The sequence below is a fragment of the Micromonospora sp. IBSANI012 genome (genome assembly GCF_052814045.1).
The window spans coordinates 2,189,099-2,210,028 of sequence record NZ_CP199933.1; the positions used below are offsets into that span (position 1 = coordinate 2,189,099).

Annotated in this window: 23 protein-coding genes; 13 read left to right on the top strand and 10 right to left on the bottom strand. The window is 73.4% G+C overall.

Annotated features, from left to right (window positions below):
* Window positions 1–66 precede the first annotated feature (66 nt).
* The 4 genes from ACTWM8_RS10260 to ACTWM8_RS10275 all read left to right on the top strand — a co-directional run bounded on the left by ACTWM8_RS10260 (window position 67) and on the right by ACTWM8_RS10275 (window position 2,503).
* Complete coding sequence (locus ACTWM8_RS10260) at window positions 67–1,080, top strand: glycosyltransferase (RefSeq protein WP_446213601.1); 1,014 nt, start codon at window positions 67–69, stop codon at window positions 1,078–1,080.
* A 188-nt stretch (window positions 1,081–1,268) separates the two neighbouring features.
* Window positions 1,269–1,364 carry a hypothetical protein gene (locus ACTWM8_RS10265; RefSeq protein ID WP_446213602.1) on the top strand — a complete coding sequence of 32 codons (96 nt, stop codon included), beginning with the start codon at window positions 1,269–1,271 and terminating at the stop codon, window positions 1,362–1,364.
* 104 nt (window positions 1,365–1,468) lie between these two features.
* On the top strand, window positions 1,469–1,930 hold the full coding sequence (locus ACTWM8_RS10270) for a deaminase (RefSeq protein WP_446213603.1): 462 nt from the start codon (window positions 1,469–1,471) through the stop codon (window positions 1,928–1,930).
* Between the two features lie 126 nt (window positions 1,931–2,056).
* Window positions 2,057–2,503, top strand: coding sequence for an SRPBCC family protein (locus ACTWM8_RS10275; RefSeq protein ID WP_446213604.1), 447 nt, complete (start codon window positions 2,057–2,059; stop codon window positions 2,501–2,503).
* A 3-nt stretch (window positions 2,504–2,506) separates the two neighbouring features.
* On the opposite strand, the gene ACTWM8_RS10280 is transcribed toward ACTWM8_RS10275, so the two are convergent.
* Window positions 2,507–3,250: an N-acetyltransferase gene (locus tag ACTWM8_RS10280; RefSeq protein ID WP_446213605.1), complete on the bottom strand. Its 744-nt coding sequence runs from the start codon at window positions 3,248–3,250 to the stop codon at window positions 2,507–2,509.
* Window positions 3,251–3,323: 73 nt separating this feature from the next.
* Window positions 3,324–4,379 carry a nitronate monooxygenase gene (locus ACTWM8_RS10285; protein WP_446213606.1) on the bottom strand — a complete coding sequence of 352 codons (1,056 nt, stop codon included), beginning with the start codon at window positions 4,377–4,379 and terminating at the stop codon, window positions 3,324–3,326.
* Between the two features lie 129 nt (window positions 4,380–4,508).
* Here ACTWM8_RS10285 and ACTWM8_RS10290 point away from each other — a divergent pair, with 129 nt between their 5' ends.
* Window positions 4,509–5,018 carry a DinB family protein gene (locus tag ACTWM8_RS10290; protein WP_446213607.1) on the top strand — a complete coding sequence of 170 codons (510 nt, stop codon included), beginning with the start codon at window positions 4,509–4,511 and terminating at the stop codon, window positions 5,016–5,018.
* A gap of 64 nt (window positions 5,019–5,082) precedes the next feature.
* On the top strand, window positions 5,083–5,829 hold the full coding sequence (locus ACTWM8_RS10295; RefSeq protein WP_446213608.1) for an ABC transporter permease: 747 nt from the start codon (window positions 5,083–5,085) through the stop codon (window positions 5,827–5,829).
* A 52-nt stretch (window positions 5,830–5,881) separates the two neighbouring features.
* Here the strand turns inward: ACTWM8_RS10295 and ACTWM8_RS10300 are convergent, their stop codons facing one another.
* The gene (locus ACTWM8_RS10300; RefSeq protein ID WP_446213609.1) at window positions 5,882–6,610 is read right to left on the bottom strand and encodes a DUF4386 domain-containing protein; all 729 of its coding nucleotides are present in this window, start codon (window positions 6,608–6,610) and stop codon (window positions 5,882–5,884) included.
* Between the two features lie 106 nt (window positions 6,611–6,716).
* Here ACTWM8_RS10300 and ACTWM8_RS10305 point away from each other — a divergent pair, with 106 nt between their 5' ends.
* Window positions 6,717–7,430 (top strand): TetR/AcrR family transcriptional regulator C-terminal domain-containing protein, encoded by a 714-nt coding sequence (locus ACTWM8_RS10305; protein WP_446213610.1) that lies wholly within the window; start codon window positions 6,717–6,719, stop codon window positions 7,428–7,430.
* A 210-nt stretch (window positions 7,431–7,640) separates the two neighbouring features.
* Entirely contained in the window at window positions 7,641–7,763 is a 123-nt protein-coding gene (locus ACTWM8_RS10310; RefSeq protein WP_091265774.1) for a 50S ribosomal protein L36, read from the top strand.
* A gap of 47 nt (window positions 7,764–7,810) precedes the next feature.
* Here ACTWM8_RS10310 and ACTWM8_RS10315 read toward each other — a convergent pair whose 3' ends face one another.
* Window positions 7,811–8,911 (bottom strand): L-dopachrome tautomerase-related protein, encoded by a 1,101-nt coding sequence (locus ACTWM8_RS10315; RefSeq protein ID WP_446213611.1) that lies wholly within the window; start codon window positions 8,909–8,911, stop codon window positions 7,811–7,813.
* Window positions 8,912–9,123: 212 nt separating this feature from the next.
* Window positions 9,124–9,981 carry an SDR family oxidoreductase gene (locus ACTWM8_RS10320; RefSeq protein ID WP_446213612.1) on the bottom strand — a complete coding sequence of 286 codons (858 nt, stop codon included), beginning with the start codon at window positions 9,979–9,981 and terminating at the stop codon, window positions 9,124–9,126.
* A 111-nt stretch (window positions 9,982–10,092) separates the two neighbouring features.
* Between ACTWM8_RS10320 and ACTWM8_RS10325 the strand changes: the two genes are divergently transcribed.
* The 3 genes from ACTWM8_RS10325 to ACTWM8_RS10335 all read left to right on the top strand — a co-directional run bounded on the left by ACTWM8_RS10325 (window position 10,093) and on the right by ACTWM8_RS10335 (window position 12,537).
* Complete coding sequence (locus ACTWM8_RS10325) at window positions 10,093–10,527, top strand: winged helix-turn-helix transcriptional regulator (protein ID WP_446213613.1); 435 nt, start codon at window positions 10,093–10,095, stop codon at window positions 10,525–10,527.
* Window positions 10,528–10,776: 249 nt separating this feature from the next.
* Window positions 10,777–12,156 carry an NAD(P)/FAD-dependent oxidoreductase gene (locus ACTWM8_RS10330; RefSeq protein WP_446213614.1) on the top strand — a complete coding sequence of 460 codons (1,380 nt, stop codon included), beginning with the start codon at window positions 10,777–10,779 and terminating at the stop codon, window positions 12,154–12,156.
* 39 nt (window positions 12,157–12,195) lie between these two features.
* On the top strand, window positions 12,196–12,537 hold the full coding sequence (locus ACTWM8_RS10335) for an MmcQ/YjbR family DNA-binding protein (RefSeq protein WP_154943138.1): 342 nt from the start codon (window positions 12,196–12,198) through the stop codon (window positions 12,535–12,537).
* A 6-nt stretch (window positions 12,538–12,543) separates the two neighbouring features.
* Here ACTWM8_RS10335 and ACTWM8_RS10340 read toward each other — a convergent pair whose 3' ends face one another.
* The 3 genes from ACTWM8_RS10340 to ACTWM8_RS10350 all read right to left on the bottom strand — a co-directional run bounded on the left by ACTWM8_RS10340 (window position 12,544) and on the right by ACTWM8_RS10350 (window position 16,164).
* Entirely contained in the window at window positions 12,544–13,455 is a 912-nt protein-coding gene (locus ACTWM8_RS10340) for a dienelactone hydrolase family protein (RefSeq protein WP_446213615.1), read from the bottom strand.
* Between the two features lie 79 nt (window positions 13,456–13,534).
* Entirely contained in the window at window positions 13,535–15,112 is a 1,578-nt protein-coding gene (locus tag ACTWM8_RS10345; protein ID WP_446213616.1) for a Na+/H+ antiporter, read from the bottom strand.
* Window positions 15,113–15,360: 248 nt separating this feature from the next.
* Window positions 15,361–16,164 carry a hypothetical protein gene (locus tag ACTWM8_RS10350; protein ID WP_446213617.1) on the bottom strand — a complete coding sequence of 268 codons (804 nt, stop codon included), beginning with the start codon at window positions 16,162–16,164 and terminating at the stop codon, window positions 15,361–15,363.
* A gap of 269 nt (window positions 16,165–16,433) precedes the next feature.
* Between ACTWM8_RS10350 and ACTWM8_RS10355 the strand changes: the two genes are divergently transcribed.
* Window positions 16,434–17,282: a mycofactocin-coupled SDR family oxidoreductase gene (locus ACTWM8_RS10355; RefSeq protein ID WP_446213618.1), complete on the top strand. Its 849-nt coding sequence runs from the start codon at window positions 16,434–16,436 to the stop codon at window positions 17,280–17,282.
* A gap of 154 nt (window positions 17,283–17,436) precedes the next feature.
* Complete coding sequence (locus ACTWM8_RS10360) at window positions 17,437–18,183, top strand: TylF/MycF/NovP-related O-methyltransferase (RefSeq protein WP_446213619.1); 747 nt, start codon at window positions 17,437–17,439, stop codon at window positions 18,181–18,183.
* A 139-nt stretch (window positions 18,184–18,322) separates the two neighbouring features.
* On the opposite strand, the gene ACTWM8_RS10365 is transcribed toward ACTWM8_RS10360, so the two are convergent.
* Both ACTWM8_RS10365 and ACTWM8_RS10370 read right to left on the bottom strand, forming a co-directional pair.
* Window positions 18,323–19,114, bottom strand: a complete 792-nt coding sequence (locus tag ACTWM8_RS10365; RefSeq protein ID WP_446213620.1) for an ABC transporter permease — start codon at window positions 19,112–19,114, stop codon at window positions 18,323–18,325.
* Window positions 19,107–20,084, bottom strand: a complete 978-nt coding sequence (locus ACTWM8_RS10370) for an ATP-binding cassette domain-containing protein (RefSeq protein ID WP_446213621.1) — start codon at window positions 20,082–20,084, stop codon at window positions 19,107–19,109. Before ACTWM8_RS10370 ends, ACTWM8_RS10365 begins: the two co-directional genes overlap by 8 nt.
* Window positions 20,085–20,930: the final 846 nt, after the last annotated feature.

Consider the following 20,930-nt stretch of genomic DNA (forward strand, 5'->3'; position numbering starts at 1 on the left):
CGTGACCCGCCGGTGCCGACCCGGGGGCCACGAGGTGCCCGGGAGCGCGGGCGTACCTTCGTCGGAATGCGCGTACTGTTCGCCAGCCTCGCCTCGGTCGGTCACACCTATCCGCTGATCCCACTGGCGGTGGCCGTCCGGGACGCCGGACACGAGGTGCACTTCGCCGTCGGTGAGGAGGTGCACGCACCGCTCGCCGCGAACGGCCTGCGCCCCTTCCGTCCCGCGGACGCGTTCTACGAGATCTACGCCGAGGACCTGGCACCGGAACTCGCCCGGCTGGAGCCCGACCTCGTCGTACACGAATGGGGCGTGCCGGGAGCGGCCGTCGCCGCCCAGCGGGCCGGCATCCCGGGAATCTGGCACGGCTTCGGGCGGATGATCCCCGAGGGCATCGGCCTCGAACTGCCCACCCGGAACGCCGAAGCCTCCGAGCGGCCGCACGTCGACATCTGCCCACCGTCCTTGCAGGACGAGGGCTTCCTCGCCACCGCGGACCGGATCGAGTTGCGGCCCGTCGCATACTCGACGCCGGCGGCGCTGCCCGCCTGGGACAGCCACCGCGGGTCACTGCCGCTGATCTACCTGACGCTCGGCACCGCCTTCGGCACCCGGAAGCTGCTGAGCGCGGCCATCCAGGGGCTGGCCGCGTTGGACGCGCGCGTGGTGGTCGCCGCCGGCCGGGTGCCCCTGGACCAGCTCGGGGACGTGCCGGACAACGTCAGCGTGCAGCGCTGGGTGCCGCAGGCGCAGCTGCTGCCGCACGCCGATCTCGTCGTGCACCACGGCGGCAGCGGCACCACCCTCGGCGCGCTTGCCGCCGGCGTCCCACAGCTGATCCTGCCGCAGGGCGCCGACCAGTTCGCCAACGCCGAAGCGGTCAGCGCGGCCGGCGCCGCGCTGCGCCTGCTCGGCGACGAGGCGAGCGCCACGGCCATCGCCGAGCACGCCCGGCGGCTCCTGCCGCGCGCCGGGCGGACCGACCACCGGGACGCCGCCCGCGGGATCGCCGAGGAGATCGCTCGGATGCCCTCCCCGGCCGAGGTGGCCCGCCACCTGCCCGATCATTCGCGCGGGTGAGAAGAGCGGTCGCGCCGCCGGGAGGACCCACGGTTTGCTGGTGCGGGTCCGCGTCGCGCCGGGCCGCGCGGGCTGCCCTCGTCACCGGTCAGGGTCACCGTCACCGGGCCGGGCCGACCTGGGGCCGACGGCGCGGTCCCTCGTCCGAGCGGGTTGTGCGCCGGCCCATGGTCGAAGGCGGCGCGACGATGCACACTCGGTTCCTCGAGGCGGGTCCGGCCGACGAGCCGCACCTGGTGCTGGCCCCGTTCCTAGTGGGGACAGCCGGGCGCCCCGCTTCGTAGCCGGCGGCCCACGCCGGCACCCGGACCACCGGGCCGGCCGAGGTACGCGAGATGGGGGACGTGGTGCTGCTGCGGTATGCGTTGCCGGAACGGTTCGGCACCCCATGACCCCGCCGTCCGCCCTCGACCGCCGCTGGCTCCAGGACGCGATCGACCTCTCCCGGCGGTGCCCCCCGAAGGCCACCGCGTACGCGGTCGGCGCGATCGTGGTCGGCCGCGACGGGACCGAGCTGGCCCGGGGGTACTCGCGGGAGACCGATTCCCATGTGCACGCCGAGGAGTCCGCGCTGGGCAAGCTCCGCGGGGTCGACCTGTCCGGAGCGACCATCTACAGCTCCCTGGAACCGTGCAGCGCGCGTCAGCACCGGTCGCCCACCTGCACCGGGCTGATCCTGGCCGCGGGCATCCGTCGGGTCGTGCTGGCGATGCGGGAACCGCCGATCTTCGTGGACTGTCAGGGGGTCGAGCTGCTGGCGGCGGCGGGCGTCGAGGTGGTCGAGCTGCCGGACCTCGCGGACCAGGTACGCGCGATCAACGGGTACGTCCTGGATGTGCCGGGCGCCTGACGTCGCGGTGGCGGACGCGGCGGCGAACCGCCGGCCCGTCGACGGTCACATCCCCCGCTCCCGGTGTGTCATGAGTGGTGGGCGGGCCACCCTCGACCCGCCGCGTCAGCACGAGCAGGAGGAGCCATGACCGCCGCCGTCTCCACCATCGACATCGACCGGCCGCCGGACGAGGTGTTCGCGTACGTCACCGATCCCACGCGGTTCGCCGAGTGGCAGCACGACGTCGTGGGCGTGCGCCTGGAGTCGGGTGGCCCGGTCGGGTTGGGCACCCGGTTCACCACGACCCGCCGGATCGGCGGGGTCGAGCGCACCATGACGCAGGAGGTGACCGAGGACAGCCCGCCCGGCCGGTGGGCCGTGCACGGGGTCGACGGGCCGATCAGGCCGAGCGTGACCGTCACCGTCGAACCTCTCGACGAGGGCGCACGGTCGCGCGTGACGTTCGCCCTGGACTTCGTTGGACACGGGGTCGGCGTGGCGCTCGTGCCGATGGTCCGCCGGCTGGCGGCGAAGGGCGCGCCGGCGAGCTACCGGCACCTGAAGGAGCGACTCGAGGGAGGAGGCTCCTAGAGCCTAGAGCCGGTGCCGGACCCAGACGTTGGGCTCGACGTAGACGGCGTGGTCGTGCGCCACGTCGCAGTGCACCGGCACCAGAGCGCCCGGCACGTGCACCGGCCCGCTCGTGTCGAACGGCAGGCCGGTCCAGCGGCGCCAGTCCGCGAGACTGCCGCTGATCATCATCGACCGGGTGGCCACCCGCTCGATGCGTCCGCCCGCGCGCACGTGCACCCGCAGCCACGGGTCGACCGGCAGGCCGTCGTCGCGGAGCCGGGCCGCGTACTCGGTCATCGGCAGCTCGGGGTCGGTGTGCTTGCCGCTCGGGCGGACCGGGGCGACCAGGGTGTCGTACCCCCGTTCGGCGACGGCCTGCCGCATGGCGCCGAGCATCCGGGCGGACAGCCCGGCGCCGCGCCGGTCGGGTCGGACGCAGATTTCGATGGCCGACACGATGTTCGGGGTGGCCCCGGTGAGGCGGGTGACGGTGGCCCGCTGGATCGCCCGGTCCCAGCCGCCGTCGGGCAGCTCCGGCTCGGTCCAGCGGAGCGGCACGGCGTACGCCCGGGCGACGGCGCGCCCGGGCTCGGTGGAGTCGACGGCGGCGAACACGAACTCGGGATAGAGGTCGTGGGCGACGTTGTAGTAGATGCCACCCATCGGATCCCAGAGCATGAACTGCGGCCACGCCCCGTCGAAGTCCTCGTCGAGCAGGGCGGCGAGGTCCGGGCGGTCCGCCAGGCTCACGATGTCGATCGTCACGGAGGGACACCGTAGGGCGGCCACCGGGGCGGCGCATCCCAATTCACGGCCCGCCCGGGAAGGCCGTGGCTGCTCAGCCCCAGGCGCCGGACCTCTCGACGGCCGCCGTCAGCGCGGCCCTGGCACCGGCGGTCAGCTCGGCCACCAGATCACCCGCCGGCGTCTCCGTCGCCAGGGCATGCGCCTGACCGGCCCACTGGTTCGCCACCGAGGCGTCCCCGCTGCCCTTGGCGGCGGCCAGCAGTGGGCGGGTGAGGTGCAGCACCTGCGGGTAGCCGACGGGTGCCGACCCGTCGTGCCGGCGAAGAAAGTCGTTGGCCACCCCACGCGCCCGCTTCCCGGTGAACGCGCGGGTCAGCGCGGTCGGCGCGGTGCTGGCCACCGCCGCCCGGTGCATCGGGGAGGTGCCCGCCTCCGGGCAGCGCAGAAAGGCCGTACCGAGCTGGGCGGCGGCGGCACCGGCGGTCAGCACGGCCGCCACCCCGGCGCCGTCGGCGATGCCGCCGGCGGCCACCAGCGGCCGGTCGCAGCGGGCGGCGACCAGCCGGAGCAGGGGCAGCACCCCGTAGTCGTCGTCGTCCGGCAGGCCACCGCGGTGCCCGCCGGCCTCGGTGCCCTGCACGACGACGGCGCCCACGCCGAGTCCGACCGCCGCCGAGGCGGCGTCGGGGCTGGTGACCGTGGCCCAGACCTCGGTGCCCCGCTCCCGCAGGGCGGCCACCGCCGCCCGGTCGGGCAGCCCGAACACGAAGGACACCACCGGCACCGGGTCCGCGAGCAGGGCGGCCAGCTTCGCCGGGTACGCGTCGTCGCCCCCGACCGGTTCGCCGAGCGTCACCCCGTGCCGCCGGGCCTCCGGGGCGAGCCGTTCGGCGTACGCCCGGACGGCGGCCTGGTCGACCGCACCGCCGTTCGTGTCCGGCAGGAAGACGTTGACGCCGAATGGGCGGTCGGTGCGGGTACGGACCTCGGCCATGTCGGCGGCGAGCCGGTCCGCGCTGATCATCCCGGCGGCCAGGAAGCCCAGGCCACCCGCAGCCGAGACGGCCGCCGCGAGGGCCGGTGTCGACGGGCCGCCGGCCATCGGCGCGGCGACGATCGGGCGAGGCAACACGGACAGCACGGACATCCACCCATCCTGCCGGATCGCCGTCGCTCCGACGGCGACGCGGCCCGGGTTCCGCCCACGCGCGGGTGCTCCGTCGCCGCCGGCCGCCGTGGGGTCCCCTCCCCGCGCCGGTGCCGTTAGCCTCAGCGGGTGGATCGATGCGACGAGTGCGGCTTCGACTACGGCGACGTCTCCGCCGCCGACCTACCGCGGCTCCTGCGCGCGGTCGGTGAGCGGTACGCGACCGCGCTGGGCGGGGTGGCGGACCTACGGCGGCGACCGGCCGAAGGGGTGTGGTCGCCACTGGAGTACACCTGCCACGTCCGGGACGTGCTCCGGGTCCAGACCGATCGGCTGGTCCTGGCGCTCACCGTCGACCAGCCGGAGTTCACCCCGATGGGACGCGACGAACGCGCCGTCACCGAGGCCTACAACGAACAGGACCCGACGGTGGTGCTCGCCGCGTTGGCCACCGCCGCGACCGACCTGGCGGCCCGGTTCTCCGTACTCGGCCAAGCGGACCTCGCCCGCACCGGCGTCTACCCGTGGCCGGAACCCCGGGCCCGGACGCTGCTCTGGCTCGGCCAGCACACCATCCACGAAGCCGAACACCACCTGCTGGACATCACCCGCGCCCCCGGCGCCGAGCCCGCCCGCTGACCCGTCGCCGAGCCCACGTGGGCGGTGCCGCGCGGAGGGCGCGAGGTCGCGGGAGACTGACCCGATGTCGTCGACGATGCTGGTGGTCGGCCCGAAGCTGGCGGTGACCCTGGTCGTGCTGACCGCGGTGGCGGCGGCCGTGGCCACCGTCGGCCGGCTCGGGCACGGCCGCCAGATCGCGGTCGCCGCCGTCCGCGCGGCCATCCAGTTGGCGGCGGTGTCGCTGCTGATCGCCGCCATCGTGGCGTCGCTGTGGGCCACCGCCGCCTTCGTGGTCGTGATGTGCGCGGTCGCGGCGGGCACCTCCGGCCGGCGGATCACCGGCGGGGCGCGCGGGTGGTGGGCCGCCGTGCCGATCGTGGTCGGCAGCCTCACCGTCGTGCTGGGTCTGCTGCTGGTGGGCCTGGTGCCGGCGCGCGGGATCGCGGTCATCCCGGTCGCCGGGATCCTGATCGGCGGCGCGATGACCGCCACCTCGTTGGCCGGCCGGCGGGCCCTGGACGAGCTGACCGGCCGCTGGGGTGAGGTGGAGGCGGCCCTGGCGCTGGGGCTGCTGCCCCGCGACGCGGTGCTGCTGGTCTGCCGTCCGGCGGCCGGCCAGGCGTTGATCCCGGCGCTGGACCAGACCCGCACGGTGGGCCTGGTGACCCTGCCCGGCGCCTTCGTCGGGATGCTGCTCGGCGGGGCGGGTCCGCTCGCCGCCGGGATCACCCAGCTGGTCGTCCTGGTCGGGCTGCTGGCCGTGGAGGCGGTCGCGGTGGTGCTGACCGTCGAGCTGGTGGCCCGCGGGCGGCTGCGTCCGGCGCCGTGACCGGCCGGGCCGGTGCCCGCGGCTGCCGGCCGGCGATCCCCGGCCGGATCGCTCACACGGGCGACAGTTCGGCGCGTACCGGGTCCGTCGGGACGTCGCCGCCGGACGCGGCGGCCGGTGCGAAGCCCCGGAGGATGAGGTACCCGGCGAGGCTGACCTCCCACGCGAACACGGGCAGCGCGGCGAGCGAGCCCCAGGTGGAGACCTGCTCGTAGAGCTTGAACAGCACGGCGGTCGCCGAGGCGCAGATGAGCGGCCCGCCGACCAGCCCCAGCACGGCGATGGACCGGGGCACCAGCCGCGACCGGTACAGCAGGTGGGCCAGCAGCAGGCTGTTGGCCCCGAGCGCGACGTTGGGACCGAGCAGGAAGGCCCAGTCGTGGAGGGCGACGAGTGCTCGGGCGGCGGTGACGAGGGAGGCGTCGTCGGTGCCGGCCGTCCCGGCCACGTCCCGGCGCAGCGTCACCACCGACAGGACGCTGAGGATGCCCACGACGATGACGACCGCCTCCAGGAGGCGTACGCAGAGGTAGCCGAGAGCGGCGGCGTGGTGCTGCCGCCGGACGACCGGGTAGAGCGTGACCGCCGTGCCGACGACGGCGCCGACGAGGATCAGCTCGAAGAGCCCGCCGAGCAGCACCCGAGGGTCGGCGCCCGCCCCGAGGACGTAGTCGGCGTCGGTCAGCACGGGGCGGTAGAGCACCAGCCCCGCGATCGCGGCGATCTCGGTGATCAGGAAGAACACTCCCGCGGCCACCGCGGTCCTCCTCGTGGGGCTCATGTCGACTCCTGTCCGCGACCGGCAGGTGTACGCCGTACACCTGAGTACGCACGGACCCTAGGTGTACGCTGTACACCTGTCAAGCGGGAGCGGGGAGGGCGGGCCGGTGACCGAGCAGAGCGAGGCCGCGCGTCGCCCGCTGAACACCGAGCGGGTGCTGCGCGCCGCCGTCGCGCTCGCCGACGCCACCGGGATCGACTCGCTCAGCATGCGCCGGCTCGCGCAGGAGCTCGGCGTCGTCCCGATGGCGCTCTACAAGCACGTCGCGAACAAGGAAGAGCTGCTCGACGGCATGGCCGACGTGGTGGTCGGGGAGATCGACCCGCCGGACCCTGACGTCGACTGGAAGAGCGCCGTCCGGCAGCGGATTCTGTCCGCCCGACAGGCGCTCCTGCGTCACCCGTGGGCGTCGCGGGTGATCGAGTCACGGACCCGGCCGACGCCGGCCACCCTGGCGTACCTGGATTCGATGATCGGGATGTTCCGGGCCGGCGGTCTCTCGGTCGACCTCACGCACCACGTGATGCACGCGCTCGGCAGCCGCGTCCTCGGGTTCAGTCAGGAGCTGTTCGACGACGGCGCACCGGGCCCCGACCCGGGCACGCAGGCGGCCGCGCTGCGGGAGATGTCCCGCAGGTATCCCCAGATCGCGGAGATCGCGTCGCGGGCCGACCACGACGGGCGGTCCGTCGTCGGTCCCGGCTGTGACGACCAGTTCGAGTTCGAGTTCGCTCTCGACCTCCTGCTGGACGGGTTCGACCGACTCCGGCGGCAGGGGTGGAGCTCCACCACCACCGAGCGGAACCCCCACCGGTCGTAGCCCCGCACCGAGGTCGGCGCGCGGTCATCCCGGGCTGCCCGGTCACCGCCCGCACCCCACCGTGGGCGGTGAATGCCCGCTGCCGGGTCGGGTACACCAGCGGCGGTGTGCCGACGGCCCGGGTGACGACGTCCCGGCGCCGGGCCGCCCCGTGCCAGCCGACCGTCACCGGCCCCGGCTGCGCGTCACCCAAGGAAGGGATGGCTCGGGATGAAGGTCAGAAGCTCCCTGCGGGCGTTGAAGCGGAAGGCGAACTCGATCGTGGTCCGCCGCCGAGGAAAGGTGTTCGTGCTCAACAAGGCCGACCCGCGCCAGAAGGCGCGGCAGGGCTGAGCGGCGGCCCCGCGCGGCGCGCGGGGCCCGCCCGCGCGCCGCCGGCGTCAGCGCAGCAGCACCGGTCCGGCGTCGATCCGGGTCCGGAACAGTGCGTACGGCTTGCGCCGCAGGTCCTGGCCGCGCTGGTACGTCGGCTGGCGGTGCAGTTGGTTGGCGGTCACGTAGAGGTACCCGTCGCTGGCGACCGACATCGTGTCGGGCCAGAGCAGTCGGGGATCGTGGACCAGCGTCTCGTACTCGCCGTCGGCTCCGCGGCGCAGCACCGCGTTGTGCTCGTACGAGGTGAGGTAGAGCCGGCCGGCGTCGTCGGACTCCAGCCCGTCGGAGCCGCCGCCCTTGTCGCCCTCGTGGGCCACCGACGCGGCGACCACGCCGTCGTCGACCGCCGGGTCGGCGAGCGCGTCGGTGGACACGCTGTACCAGTGCCGCGAGGCGAGGGGGCAGTAGTACAGCCGGGCGCCGTCGTGCGAGATGGCGATGCCGTCCGAGCCCATCGCGATCGGCTTCGGCGGGCCGTCGGCGGGGCGTTCCAGCAGCGGCCGACCCTCGACCACCGGCCGGAACGTCGCCAGCGGCTCGGCCTTGGTGGACGGGTGGTCGTGCAGCCGCCGCCAGGACGATCCGGAGGCCAGGTCCACCACGACGATCCCGTTCGGGCCGGAGTTGGACGAGTCGGTGATGTAGGCGGTGCCGGCCTCGCCGCGCCGCAGGTCGAAGCGCACGTCGTTGAGGTACGTCGTCGGCAGCGCCACGTCGGTCGGGAAGGTGATGACCTGGCCGACGCTGTCGGTGGCCAGGTCCACCCGGACCAGCTTCGGCCCCCCGGGGGCGGTGGGTCGGAACATCGGGCTGCCGGTATCGAGCACCCAGAGCCGGTCGGCGGGGTCGACCACGACGCTCTGCACCGACACGAACGCCGTCGCGTCGTCGTCCCCGGACGGGCTGTTCCACCGCTGGTCCGGGAAGGGCACCTCCGCGCCGTCGCGCAGTTCGACCACCGTCGCCGGCACTTCGTCGCCCCACTTCGGGAAGTTGACGAAGACGCGGCCGGTGTGCGAGACGCTGACCCCGGTCGGCATCGGTCCGGTGAAGCTGTGCACGAGTTCCAGCTCACCGAGCGGCTCGTCGCCCACCGGCCCGGTCACGACGCGCTCCGTCGCGTCCGCCCGCTGACTCGCGCCCTGAGGGTGCGCGGGCACCGGTGGACCAGGTCCTCCATCGAGGTCATAGGTCATCTCCGTTCGGCAGGTGGAGGTCGGTCCTTCCCGCCGCCCACCGCCGCAAACGCCCGAATCACGACGTCCTCGGCGCGGGCGCCGGTGGCCCGGGCCCCCCCGGGCCACCAGCGCCGAGGGCGTCAGCCCTTGAGCGCCACCGCGATCGCGTCGGCGAGGGTGGTGGTGGGGCGGCCGGCGAGGCGGCGCAGGTCACCGCTGTCGGTGGTCAGCTCGCCCCGGGCGATGCCCCGGTCGCACTCGGCCAGCGTGGCCGCGTACGGCTCCGGCAGGCCGGCGGCGACCAGCGCCGTCGCGTACTCCTCGGCCGGCAGGTCGCGGTAGACCACCTCGGTGCCGCTCTGCCGGGAGATCTCGGCGGCGAGTTCGGCCATGGTGAACGGCTCGTCGCCGCCCAGCTCGTAGACGGCGTTCTCGTGGCCGTCGCCGGCCAGCACGGCGGCGGCAGCGGCGGCGTAGTCGGCGCGGGTGGCGGCGGCGACCCGGCCGGCACCGGCGCTGCCGAGGACCGCGCCGTGCTGGAGCGTGGCGGCCAGGTTGCCGGTGTAGTTCTCGGTGTACCAGCCGTTGCGCAGCAGCACGTACGGCAGGCCGGAGGCCCGGATCAGCTCCTCGGTCGCCTGGTGCTCGGCGGCGAGCGGGAAGGTGGCGGTGTCGGCCTTCAGAACACTGGTGTACGCGATCAGGCGTACCCCGGCGGCCACGGCGGCGTCGACGACGGCGCGGTGCTGCGCCACCCGCCGCCCGACCTCGTTGGCCGAGACGAGCAGCAGGCGGTCGGCGCCGGCGAGGGCGGCGGCCAGGGTCTCGGGGCGGTCGTAGTCGGCCTCCCGCACGAGCACGCCCCGGGCGGCCAGGTCGGCGGCCTTCTCCGGGGTGCGGACCGCGGCGACGATCTGCTGGGCGGGGACGCCCCGGTCGAGCAGTTCGGTGACGACGAGGCGGCCGAGCGGGCCGGTGGCTCCGGTTACGACGATCATGGTTGCTCCTCGGGATGTCGGGTGCCTTGAAGCATGCACTAACTTTTGGAAAGTGCCAACCCGAAGGTAAGTGCGGTGGATCGGGGGGTGTCCGCCGGGTACCGTCGAGCCATGACTGCTCCCCTCACCAACCTCGGCGGAGCGGACGCCCGGGACGCCGACGACCAGCTCGTCGCGGACGTCTTCGCCCGCGGCTGCGGCTCGCGTCGCACGCTGGAGAACATCGCCGGCAAGTGGGGGATCCTGGCCCTCTCCGCGCTGCACGAGGGCGCGTACCGGTTCAACGCGCTGCGCCGCCGCGTTGACGGGGTCAGCGAGAAGATGCTGTCCCAGACGCTCCAGGCGCTGGAGCGGGACGGCCTGGTCCGGCGCGACGTGCAGACGACCATCCCGCCGCACGTCGAGTACAGCCTCACCCCGCTCGGCGCCCGGGTGGCCGAGCGGCTGATCGGGCTGATCGAGCTGGTCGAGAGCGAGCTGGGCACCGTGCTGGCGGCCCAGGCCGAGTACGACCGAGCAGCAGCGGACCGGAACCGGCGGAAGTAGGCCCGGTCGGCGGAAGCGCCGGATGGGGCATCCGCGTTACGCGGCGACAGCGTCGGAATGGCGACAGTGGCGACGGAGACCGGCGGGCCGCCGGACGGTTAGATTCGCCGGCGAGGCTCACCGTAGAGCCAATCCGCTCGGCCTGCCCCGTCGATGTCCGCAGCCCGGTCTCCCCTCGCACACTCGGGGACGCCCGGACGCGCGCGCCACGACGCCGGCACCCGGACCGCCGCCCCCCGGGAGGTCGTGATGTACCAGTCGCCCGCGCGCGTCTTCGCCCGGCTCGGCGCCACCGGGCCGGCGCCCGCGCCATCGGTGATCATGGGCCGGGCCGTGGTGCTCGGCGCGAGCGTGGCCGGGCTGCTGGCGGCCCGGGCGCTCGCCGAGCACGCCGAGAGCGTGCTCGTGGTGGACCGGGACGAGCTGGGCGCGGGCACCGGACACCGGGCCGGTGTGCCGCAGGGCACCCAGATGCACGTCCTGCTGCCGGCCGGCCGGGACCAGATCGACCGGTGGTTCCCCGGCTTCTCCCGCCAAGCCGTGGCCGAGGGTGCCGTCCTGCTTCCCGCCGCCGCCCGCCGCAGCTACCTCGACGGCCGGCGCAAGGTCCCGGGCTCGGACGTCGACATGATCGCGGCGAGCCGGCCCTTCCTGGAGGAACTGCTCCGCCGCCGCACATTGGCGCTGCCCAACGTGACCCTGCTGCCCGGGCGCGTCACCGGCCTGGACTTCGCCGGCACCGCCGTCACCGGGGTACGGCACGCGAGCGCCACCGGCCCGGTCGTCACGCCCGCCGATTTCGTGGTGGACGCCACCGGCCGGTCGAGCCGCCTCGGCGACTGGCTGGAGCAGGGCGGGTGGGAACGCCCCCCGATGCGCCGGATGGCGATCAACCTGCACTACGCGACCGCCACGTTCCGGCGTACCGACGAGCACCCGGTGCCGGTCGCGGTGCTGGCCGGCTGCACCGCCGCGGCCGGCGGCGACATCGCCGGCGCCGCCTTCTCCGCCATCGAGGGCGACCGGTGGATCGTGATGCTCGGCAGCTACGGCGACGAGCGGCCCGGCCGCGACGCGGACGACCTCGTCCGCCGGTGCCGGGAGGACTTTCCCCCCGAGTTCGCCCGGGTGGTGGCCAACGAGATGCTCGGGACGGTCCGCACCTACCGGCAGGCCGACAGCCGGCGCCGGGACTTCCACCTCCTCCGCCGGCTGCCGGCCGGGCTGGTCGCGGTCGGTGACGCGGTCTCCTCGTTCAACCCGATCTACGGGCAGGGCATGTCGTCGGCGGCCCTGCACGCCTCCTGCCTCTCGGAGTACCTCCGCTCCGGCGCTGACCTGCGCCGCCCGGCCCGGGAGTTCCTCGCGTTGCAGCGGGTCGTGGTCGACGCGGCCTGGGGGATGTCCACCTCCGCCGACCTGGCCCGCCCGTCGGTGCCCGGCCCCCGCCCGCCGGGATACCGGATCTCCCGATGGGTGGCCGACCAGATCACCGCGGCGTCGGTGACCGACCCGGTGACCGCCCGGCGTTTCGACGCCGTCGTCGAGATGCGCCGCCACCCGAACTCGCTCGCCGCTCCCCGCACCCTGCTGCGGGCGGTGCGGGTCAACCAGGCCCGGCGGCGCTGAGCGTCCGGAGATGTCGGCCCCCGCCGCTACGGTCGGCGCATGGTCACCGTCGCCGACGTACGGTCGCTGGCACTGACGTTGCCGCGCACCACCGAGCACCTGATCCGCGACCGGGTGAAGTTCCGGGTGGGCGCCATCGTCTACGTCGCGTTCTCCCGCGACGAGACGACGATGGGCTTCGGCTACCCGAAGGAGGAACGCGACGGGCTCGTCGCCGCCGAGCCGGACGTGTTCTTCCTGCCCGGCGCGTCCGACCTGCGCTTCCACTGGGTCTGCTGCCGACTCGACCGGCTCGACCACGACCAGATGACCGAGCTGGTGACCGAGGCGTGGCGGATGGTCGTGCCGAAGTTCCTGGCGCGCCAGCGGCTGGGCGCCTGACGCCGGTCAGCACCGCTGCCGCAGGAAGGCGTAGGCGCGCTCGCGCATCGGCGCGGTGAACACGTGCCCCGCCTCGTACATCGCCAGCTCGACCCGGTCGCCGAGCAACCGGCGGGCGCCGGCGAACAGCTCCGCCGCGCCCCGGCTCCACCGGTCGTCGGAGGTGGCCGAGATGAGCAGCGACGCCGGCCCGTACCGGGCGAGCACGTCCTCCAGGTCGTGCGCGGCGGCGAATCCGGGCAGGACGAACTCGGCCTGCACCCCGGTGTCGTGGGTGAGCGAGTACCGGTACGGGATGCAGCCGCAGTGCGACACCGAGGCGGTGATGCGGTGGTCGAAGGCCGGGGCCCACAGGGCCGTCCGCCCACCGTACGAATGGCCGATGAAGCCCAGGCGGGTCGGGTCCACCTCGGGGCGGGACACCAGGTGATCCAGCGCCACGGACACCTCGTGCAGGCAGCTGGCGAGCAGCGTCCGTCCCCGCACCAGCCGGCTGGACAGCTCGAACCAGCACACGTTCGACCGGCCGTCCGGGCTCCAGTTGCGCTCCTCGAACCCGATGGCGTCCGGCGCGATCGTGACGAAGCCCCGCTCGGCCAGCTCCCGCGCGTACGCCTGGTCGGGATGGCCGGCCAGGCCCACCACCTCGCTCTTGCCCAGGTGGAACTGCCCGGCGTGCTGGTGGTGGCAGAACACGGCCGGCAGTGGACCGTCCGCGCCCTTGGGGACGCAGACGTACGCCGATACCCGCTGGTCGGCGGTGACGGCGTAGCTCACCTTCTCCCGTACGTAGCTGCCGCAGTCCACCGACTCCAGCCGTTCGACGTCGAGCGGAACGCGCTCGGGGCGGGGGCCGAGGGCGGCGTCCAGCAGCGGGTCGAGCGGGCGCGACGGGCCGGTCTGCGGATACTCGATCATGACGGGATGATGCCAGCCGGGCCGGGCGGACCCGGCGGCGCGAGTGCGGCGCCGGGCGGTGCGCGCGCCGCCCGGCGCATCACTCGCTGGTGCTCGGCCCCAGTAGCCGGATCTCCTCGATGTCCAGCGCGGCCTGCACCTCCCGCTGCACGGCGTCGTCGATCTCGTTGTTGTCGCGCAGCCGGTTGACCTCGCGGCGCTTGCGGTCGAGCAGGCTGAGCCGCAGTTGCCGGTCCAGTTCCCGGGCCTGGGCGGCCTCGTCGCCCGTCTCGGCGGCGAGCGTCTCCTCCAGGTGCCGCTGGTAGTCGGCGCGGAGCCGGTCGACCGCGTCCTCGCCCATGCCGAGCCCGGCGGCGACCTCGGGCAGCGCGGCCAGGCCCGCCCTGGTGGCCGCCGTCCGGGCCCGCCGGACCTCGTCCTCCCGCTCCACGTCACCCTTGAGCTGCGCCCAGTTCACCACTGCGGGCAGCGTGGTGCCCTGGATCACCATTGTCAGCACGATGACCATCGCGGTGCAGAAGATGATCAGGTCACGCTCGGCGATCGGCTCTCCCGCTTTCGTTGTCATCGGCACCGCGAGCGCTGCCGCGAGGGACACCGCGCCACGGAAGCCGGCCCATCCGGCCGCGGTGCGCACCCGGTAGCCGGTCGGGCCCGCGAGTCGCGACCTGCGTCGGGCGACGACCTCCACGCCGTAGCCGGAGACCTGCACCATGATCATCCGGGTCACCATCACCACCGCGGCCGCCACCGCCCCGATGGTCAGCGCCTGCACCGTCGAGGTGCTGGTGATGCTCCTCGCCGCGCGGGGGATCTGCATGCCGAGGAGGACGAACAACGAACCGTTGATCAGGAAGGTGGAGAGATCCCAGAAGGCGTACGCCAGCACCCGGGACCGGGCCCGGATCACCCGCGGCCCGAAGTAGGACAGGATGAGGCCGGCGACCACCACCGCCAGCACCCCGCTGGCGTGGACGAGCTCCGCCAGCAGGAAGGCGAGGAACGGGGTCAGCACGCTCAGCGCGCCCTCGCGCAGCGGGTCGTCGAGGCGTCGACGGATCGCGATCACGAGCCCGCCGGCCAGCAGGCCGGCGGCGACCCCGCCCGCCGCCGAGCCGGCGAACTGGCCGAGCAGCACCGGCGCGGCCGGCCAGGCGCCCCCGGCGATCAGGCCGACCGTGACGGAGAAGAGCACCAGCGCGGTGCCGTCGTTGATCAGGCTCTCCGCGCGCAGCGTGGTCAGCAGCCGGCGAGGCATCCGCTTGGCGAGGCCGGCGACCGCCGCGGCGTCGGTCGGCGCGAGGACCGCGCCCAACACCCAGGCCGCGGCGGGTTCGACGCCGAACTGCTGCACGGTCAGGGAGACCACGATCATCGTGACCACGACCAGCACCACGGCGAGCAACGTGATCGCCGGCAGGTTGGCCCGGATCTCCCGGATGCTGATCACCAGGCTCTCCCGGTAGAGGATCGCCGGCAGGAAGAGCAGCAGCACCACCTCCGGCTCCAGCACCACCTCGGACAGCGGCGGGAGCAGCGCGAGCAGCGCACCCATGGTGATCAGCAGGACCGGCGGGGCCACGCTGTACCGGCCACCGAGCGTGGTGCCGACCAGCACGGTGGTGCCCAGGACCACGATCAGCACCAGCGCGCTCACGTCACCCCTTCCGCCGGCCGGCGGTCGGCACGCCACCGCCGCGGGGCGTCGTCCCGACCGGTTCCGTGCCGACGGCCGCCGCCGCCCGCCCCGCGCGGCCGGGGGCGGGCCCGCCGGTCGCCGGCCACCCCGAACATCGTGATACGGCCGGTGGCCGGCGCGGGCCGGAACGATCGATCCGGCCCGCGCCCGACGCGACGGCGGGGGAGCGGATCAGCGACCTGCGCTCGGGCCGCTCGGGTTGATCGTCACGGTGCGTCCGGCGCCGGGAGGTCGCTGGGCGACGGAGGCGCGGGCGGGGCATCCAGCAGCCGTCGGACGGCCTCGCCGATCACCGGGTTCACCGGGAACCGCTCCGCCAGCCAGCCGAACACCGCCCGCGCCGCCTCGCGGTTGCGCGCGTACCCCGGGACCATCGCGGCCAGCGGCAGGACCTCCGGCGGGTACGCCTGCTCGACGCGCCGGCTGGCGTCGAACGGGTCGCGGCGGTGTCCCGCCCCGGCCCCGGTGAGGCGCAGCAGCGCGATCACCCGGTCCACCGCGTACGACTGGATGAAGCGGGCCGCGGTGAGCCGTTCGCCGCGCAGCTCCCGGTGCAGGCCGACGTAGAGGTTGGTCAGCGCCTCGTTCAGGTGGAACTCCACGGTGTCGTACGGCGGCCCGCCCGGTGGCCGGCCGCGCTCGGCCAGGGTGGCGGGCGCGTCGTCCCGCTGCCAGACGACGCGGGCGCCGGTGAACGGCAACCGCGCCAGCTCCCCGACGGTGAACACCGCGTACTCGACGAAGATCCCGTCGGCGTAGAGCGCCTTGCGGCCGTTGCGCTCGTTGGCGAAGCTGTACGCCACCGGGCACGGCGCTGCCAGCCAGCCGATCTCCTCGACGTAGCTCGCCACCGCGCCGTCGGCGACCACGACGAAGAAGTCCAGGTCGGAGTGCTCGTCCAGGAGGTCGTACGCCACGCCGGCCGAGCCGAGGCCGAGCAGCGCCACGGCGTCGGGGCGGGTGCGCAGGTGGGCGGCGAGGTCGTCGAGCCGCCGCAGCATCGGGTGCATGCCGTCGTCCCTTCGGCGAAGAGTCGACGTTTCAGCCCGTACGGCCCTGATCGCCGCCGGGGTCGCGACACCGGTGCCGCCCATTCTGTGCCCCGCCGGCCGCGTCCTTCAAGGGACCAGTAGGGGTCGGAAGGGGTTCAGACCCGTCCCGTACCTGGTTAGCGTCGGCCCCGAGCGGGCCACCGTACGCGAGAATGACCGCCGCACGCGGCGCTGCTCCCGGTCGGTCTGGACTCACCTTTCACGCGATCCGGCAGAGGGAGACCCACATGGGGCGGGCGGAGAACAAGGTCGTCGTCATCACGGGCGCGGCCCGTGGTCAGGGGCGCAGCCACGCGGTCCGGCTGGCCGAGGAGGGCGCCGACATCATCGCGATCGACATCTGCAGGGACATCGACTCGGCCGGCTACGGCATGGCCGGCAACGAGGACCTGGAGGAGACGGCGCGCCTGGTCAAGGAGGCCGGCCGCCGGGTGGTCGTCCGGCACGCGGACGTCCGCGACTACGGCGCGCTGCGGGCGGCCATCGAGGAGGGCGTCGCCGAGCTGGGGAAGATCGACGTCCTGATCCCGAACGCCGGCATCCTGCCGATGGGGCCGGACCAGCCGATCACCGCCTTCACCGGCACCATCGACGTCAACCTCGCCGGGGTGCTGAACACGGTGCACGCCGCGCTGCCGCACTTCAACGAGGGCGTGTCGGTCATCATCGTCGGCTCGATCGCGAGCTTCCTGCCGCCGATGCCCTCCGACGTGATGGCCGGCGCCGGGTACGCCGGGTACCGGTTCGCCAAGCACGTCCTGGTCGACTACGTGAAGGCGCTGGCTCTCCAGCTCGCGCCGACCAGCGGGCGGGTCAACTCGGTCCACCCGACCACCGTGGACACCGACATGGCGTTCAACAAGTCGATGTTCCAGACCTACCGGCCGGACCTCGACGACCCCACCGTCGAGGACATCGCGCCGATCCTGAGCGCCATCCACGCCATGCCGATCTCGCACGTGACCCAGGCCGACGTGACGCACGCCGTGGTCTACCTGGCCTCCGACGAGTCGCGCTACGTCACCGGCAGCCAGATCAAGATCGACGGCGGCGCGCTGGCCATGCAGCACCTCTGACGTCGTCCCGCCGTACCCGTACGGCGGGGTGGTGGACAGCCGGCGGTCGGGCCGTGCCGGATGCGGCGCGGCCCGACCGGCGTCCGGCAGGGCAACCAAGGACCGATCGACAGCGGCGTCGGCACGCGCGCCGGCCGCGGAAGAGGACGGACAGATGACCGACACGGGAGTCACGCTCTACCTTGAGCTGATCAAGAAGGTGATCGCCAACGAGATCTACACCGACAACGCCGCTCCCTGGTGGACGGGGGCCGAGGGCGCCGCGGTGCCCGAGGGGGGCCTTCCGGGCACCTCCGCCGCGCACACGCTGGTCGGTCTCGAGGGTCTGGACAACGTGCAGGAGTGCGTCGAGCGGGTGCTGGCCGACGGGATCCCCGGGGATCTGGTCGAGACCGGGGTGTGGCGCGGCGGCGTGACCATCCTGATGCGCGCCATCCTCAAGGCGCACGGCGTCACCGACCGGCGCGTCTGGGCCGCCGACTCCTTCGAGGGCGTGCCCGAGGCGGGGGAGGGCAGCCACCCGCTGGACCAGGAGATGGCCCTGCACAACCTGAACAGCATGCTCAGCGTCTCGGCGGACGCGGTCCGGGCCAACTTCAAGGCGTACGACCTGCTCGACGAGCAGGTGGAGTTCCTGGAGGGGTGGTTCAAGGACACCCTGCCGGCGGCGCCGATCTCCTCGATCGCCGTGCTCCGCCTCGACGGCGACCTGTACGAGTCGACCCGGGAGGCGCTGATCCCGCTCTACCCCAAGCTCTCCGCGGGCGGGTTCATCATCATCGACGACTACAACATGGAGCCCTGCCGGGCGGCGGTGCACGAGTACCGCGACGAGCACGGGATCACCGACGAGATCCGGCCGGTGGACAACGGCGGGGTGTTCTGGCGCAGGACGGCCTGAGCCGCGTACGCCGAGAAGGGCGCCGCCTCCCGACGGAGGCGGCGCCCTTCTCGTGTCGGCCCTGCCGGTGCACGCGCGAAGGCCCTTCTCCAACGGGGGGAGGAGAAGGGCCTTCGCTGTCGGTGACCGACGCCCGCGCTCAGTCCGTCTTCTTCTGGAAGAAGACCGCGGCGAGGGTGACGGAGACGACGAGGATGCCGACCGACCAGGCGAGGGCGATCCAGGGGTTGTCGCCGACCGGCCGGTCGAGCAGGAACCCGCGGACGCTCTCGATGATCGGCGTGGACGGCTGGTGCTTGGCCACGCCCTGCAGCCAGCCGGGCAGCGTGTGGATCGGAACGAACGCGCTGCTGACGTAGGGCAGGAACATCATGATGAAGGCGAAGCTGGCGGCCGCGTCGGTGGACTTGGTGAGCAGCCCGACCACCGCGGAGAGCCAGGACATCGCCAGGATGAAGGTGACCAGGATGCCGCCGGCGGCGAGCCACTGGAGCAGGCTGGCCCCGGGCCGGAACCCGATGAGCAGGGCCACCGCGATCACCACGACCGTGGAGACGATGTTCTTGATGACGCTGGCGGTGACGTGGCCGCCGAGCAGCACCGCGCCGCTGACGTCCATCGACCGGAACCGGTCGATGATGCCGGTGCTCATGTCGTTGGCGACGCCCACGCCGGTCTGGGCGGCGCCCCACACGGTGCAGAGCAGCAGCACGCCGGGGGAGACGTAGGTGACGTAGTCGCCGCCGGTCTGGATCGCCCCGCCGAAGAGGTAGACGAAGAGCACCATCATCATGATGGGCAGCATCAGCGCCATCATCAGGGCGTCCAGGTCCCGGCTGGTCAGCCGGGTGCAGCGCGCGATCATGGTCACCATGTCGGTCCCGAGCGAGGTGGGCCGGGGCCGGTTGCGCAGGACGATGGACTCAGTCACCGACAGTCTCCTTAACTCTCTCCACCTCCGGGCTCGGGGTGGGGTGGCCCGTCAGCGCCAGGAACACGTCGTCCAGCGTGGCGCTGTGCACCTGGAACTTCGTGATCCGGTTGCGCTGCGGGTCTGCCTCGTCCAGCACGGCCCGCACCTGGTTGGCCGAGCCGTCGGTGGTGACCCCGATCGTCAGCAGGTCGAGATCCTTGGTGACCACCCGCTCGCCCAGCAGCGCCAGGACGTCCTCCAGCGCCGTGCGGTCGACCAGCTCCAGGTCGAGCCGCTGACCCGCGACCCGCTCCTTGAGCTGGGTGGGGGTGCCCTCGGCGACGATGGTGCCGCCGTCGAGCAGGGCCACCTTGTCGGCGAGGCGGTCGGCCTCCTCCAGGTACTGCGTGGTCAGGAAGATGGTCAGGCCGTTGGCGGCCAGGTCGGCGATGACGCCCCACAGTGCGAGGCGGCTGCGCGGGTCCAGGCCGGTGGTCGGCTCGTCGAGGAAGACCACCGACGGCGCCCCGACCAGGCTCGCGGCGAGGTCCAGCCGGCGGGCCATGCCGCCCGAGTAGGTGGCCAGTCGCCGGCCACCGGCGTCGGTCAGGTCGAACCGGGCGAGCAGCTGCTTCGCGCGCTCCTGCGACTCGGCGCGGGACAGGCCGGTGAGCCGGCCCATCATGCGCAGGTTCTCCTCGCCGGTCTGGTTCTTGTCGATCGCTGCGTACTGGCCGGTCAGGGTGATGGCCCGCCGCACCTTGCGCCGCTCCTTGACGACGTCGAAGCCGGCGACCCGGGCCTGGCCCGCGTCGAGAGAGGTGAGCGTCGAGAGGATGCGGACGCTGGTCGTCTTGCCCGATCCGTTCGGGCCCAGCAGGGCGAAGACGCTGCCCCGGGGGACGGTGATGTCCACGCCCTTGAGCACCTGCACGTCGCCATAGGACTTTCGTAGCCCGCTGGCTTCTATTGCCAATTCGTAGGCCATTGTCGTTGCACTCCTTGCCGTCCCTGCTCCGGGTGGTCTTCTGCGTGCCTCATACGCTGATTCGTGTAGACTGTACGCAGTTCGATGTCCGCCTGTCAACCGGCTTCGTCGCCGCAGGTCAAGACCGTTCTCGCCGCCGCGCCGGGCGCCTGCGGTGGGGGCTCGCGGGCGGCGCCCGTCCACGGATGGTCAGGCGTGTCGCCGAGGGGTGGACCAGCGGCGGCGTCACGGCCCGCAATGGGAGGCGGCGCGGCTGGATTTCCCGTGCTCGACAATGCGCGGAATCGCCACCGACGGCCGGCTTGCTGAGCTGTTCTGAAACGTCCTCACTCATTTTCCGTCATCCGGGATCAGATGGGGGATGACCCTGATGTGTGGCCCCTCGACGCGTGCGCTGACCCCTAGGTGGTCCGCGTCCCTGCTGCTCACGGCCGCGTTCCGAACCGCCGCCAGTGGTCCTGGCTGGGGGTGCCGGCGTGCCGGTTCCCGGCCGGCGCCCGGTGGTGGGGTTGACGCGTCGAGTAGCCGGTGTGTACGGTCTGCACACAACGGTATACGGCATACACAGAAGCTTTCGGGGTCTATTCCCGAGCCGATTTCTGTTCGGTTCGAGGTTGACGCCGGGAAAGTCGCCACAATCATTCCGTTCTCACTTGTCGCATTGATGTTCGACTTCCTGCGTGAATTCGCGCCCGGCCCGGGCGGGCGCGGGTCGTCGAGGCGGACGGTGAGACGGCGCGGACGAGAGGGCACAGGCGACCGACGGCCCGGGAGGGCGCATCCCTCGGGTGGTCGCCCATCGCCCGGGAGGTGAGGGCGACGGTGATCGGAGCGCACAGGGATCGG

Excerpts from the sequence above, each read along its gene's own strand:
- ACTWM8_RS10260 (WP_446213601.1), top strand. The coding sequence starts at position 67 with ATGCGCGTACTGTTCGCCAGCCTCGCCTCGGTCGGTCACACCTATCCG.
- ACTWM8_RS10265 (WP_446213602.1), top strand. The coding sequence starts at position 1,269 with ATGCACACTCGGTTCCTCGAGGCGGGTCCGGCCGACGAGCCGCACCTG.
- ACTWM8_RS10270 (WP_446213603.1), top strand. The coding sequence starts at position 1,469 with ATGACCCCGCCGTCCGCCCTCGACCGCCGCTGGCTCCAGGACGCGATC.
- ACTWM8_RS10275 (WP_446213604.1), top strand. The coding sequence starts at position 2,057 with ATGACCGCCGCCGTCTCCACCATCGACATCGACCGGCCGCCGGACGAG.
- ACTWM8_RS10285 (WP_446213606.1), bottom strand. The coding sequence starts at position 4,379 with ATGTCCGTGCTGTCCGTGTTGCCTCGCCCGATCGTCGCCGCGCCGATG.
- ACTWM8_RS10295 (WP_446213608.1), top strand. The coding sequence starts at position 5,083 with ATGTCGTCGACGATGCTGGTGGTCGGCCCGAAGCTGGCGGTGACCCTG.
- ACTWM8_RS10300 (WP_446213609.1), bottom strand. The coding sequence starts at position 6,610 with ATGAGCCCCACGAGGAGGACCGCGGTGGCCGCGGGAGTGTTCTTCCTG.
- ACTWM8_RS10310 (WP_091265774.1), top strand. The coding sequence starts at position 7,641 with ATGAAGGTCAGAAGCTCCCTGCGGGCGTTGAAGCGGAAGGCGAACTCG.
- ACTWM8_RS10320 (WP_446213612.1), bottom strand. The coding sequence starts at position 9,981 with ATGATCGTCGTAACCGGAGCCACCGGCCCGCTCGGCCGCCTCGTCGTC.
- ACTWM8_RS10325 (WP_446213613.1), top strand. The coding sequence starts at position 10,093 with ATGACTGCTCCCCTCACCAACCTCGGCGGAGCGGACGCCCGGGACGCC.
- ACTWM8_RS10330 (WP_446213614.1), top strand. The coding sequence starts at position 10,777 with ATGTACCAGTCGCCCGCGCGCGTCTTCGCCCGGCTCGGCGCCACCGGG.
- ACTWM8_RS10335 (WP_154943138.1), top strand. The coding sequence starts at position 12,196 with ATGGTCACCGTCGCCGACGTACGGTCGCTGGCACTGACGTTGCCGCGC.
- ACTWM8_RS10340 (WP_446213615.1), bottom strand. The coding sequence starts at position 13,455 with ATGATCGAGTATCCGCAGACCGGCCCGTCGCGCCCGCTCGACCCGCTG.
- ACTWM8_RS10350 (WP_446213617.1), bottom strand. The coding sequence starts at position 16,164 with ATGCACCCGATGCTGCGGCGGCTCGACGACCTCGCCGCCCACCTGCGC.
- ACTWM8_RS10355 (WP_446213618.1), top strand. The coding sequence starts at position 16,434 with ATGGGGCGGGCGGAGAACAAGGTCGTCGTCATCACGGGCGCGGCCCGT.
- ACTWM8_RS10360 (WP_446213619.1), top strand. The coding sequence starts at position 17,437 with ATGACCGACACGGGAGTCACGCTCTACCTTGAGCTGATCAAGAAGGTG.
- ACTWM8_RS10370 (WP_446213621.1), bottom strand. The coding sequence starts at position 20,084 with ATGGCCTACGAATTGGCAATAGAAGCCAGCGGGCTACGAAAGTCCTAT.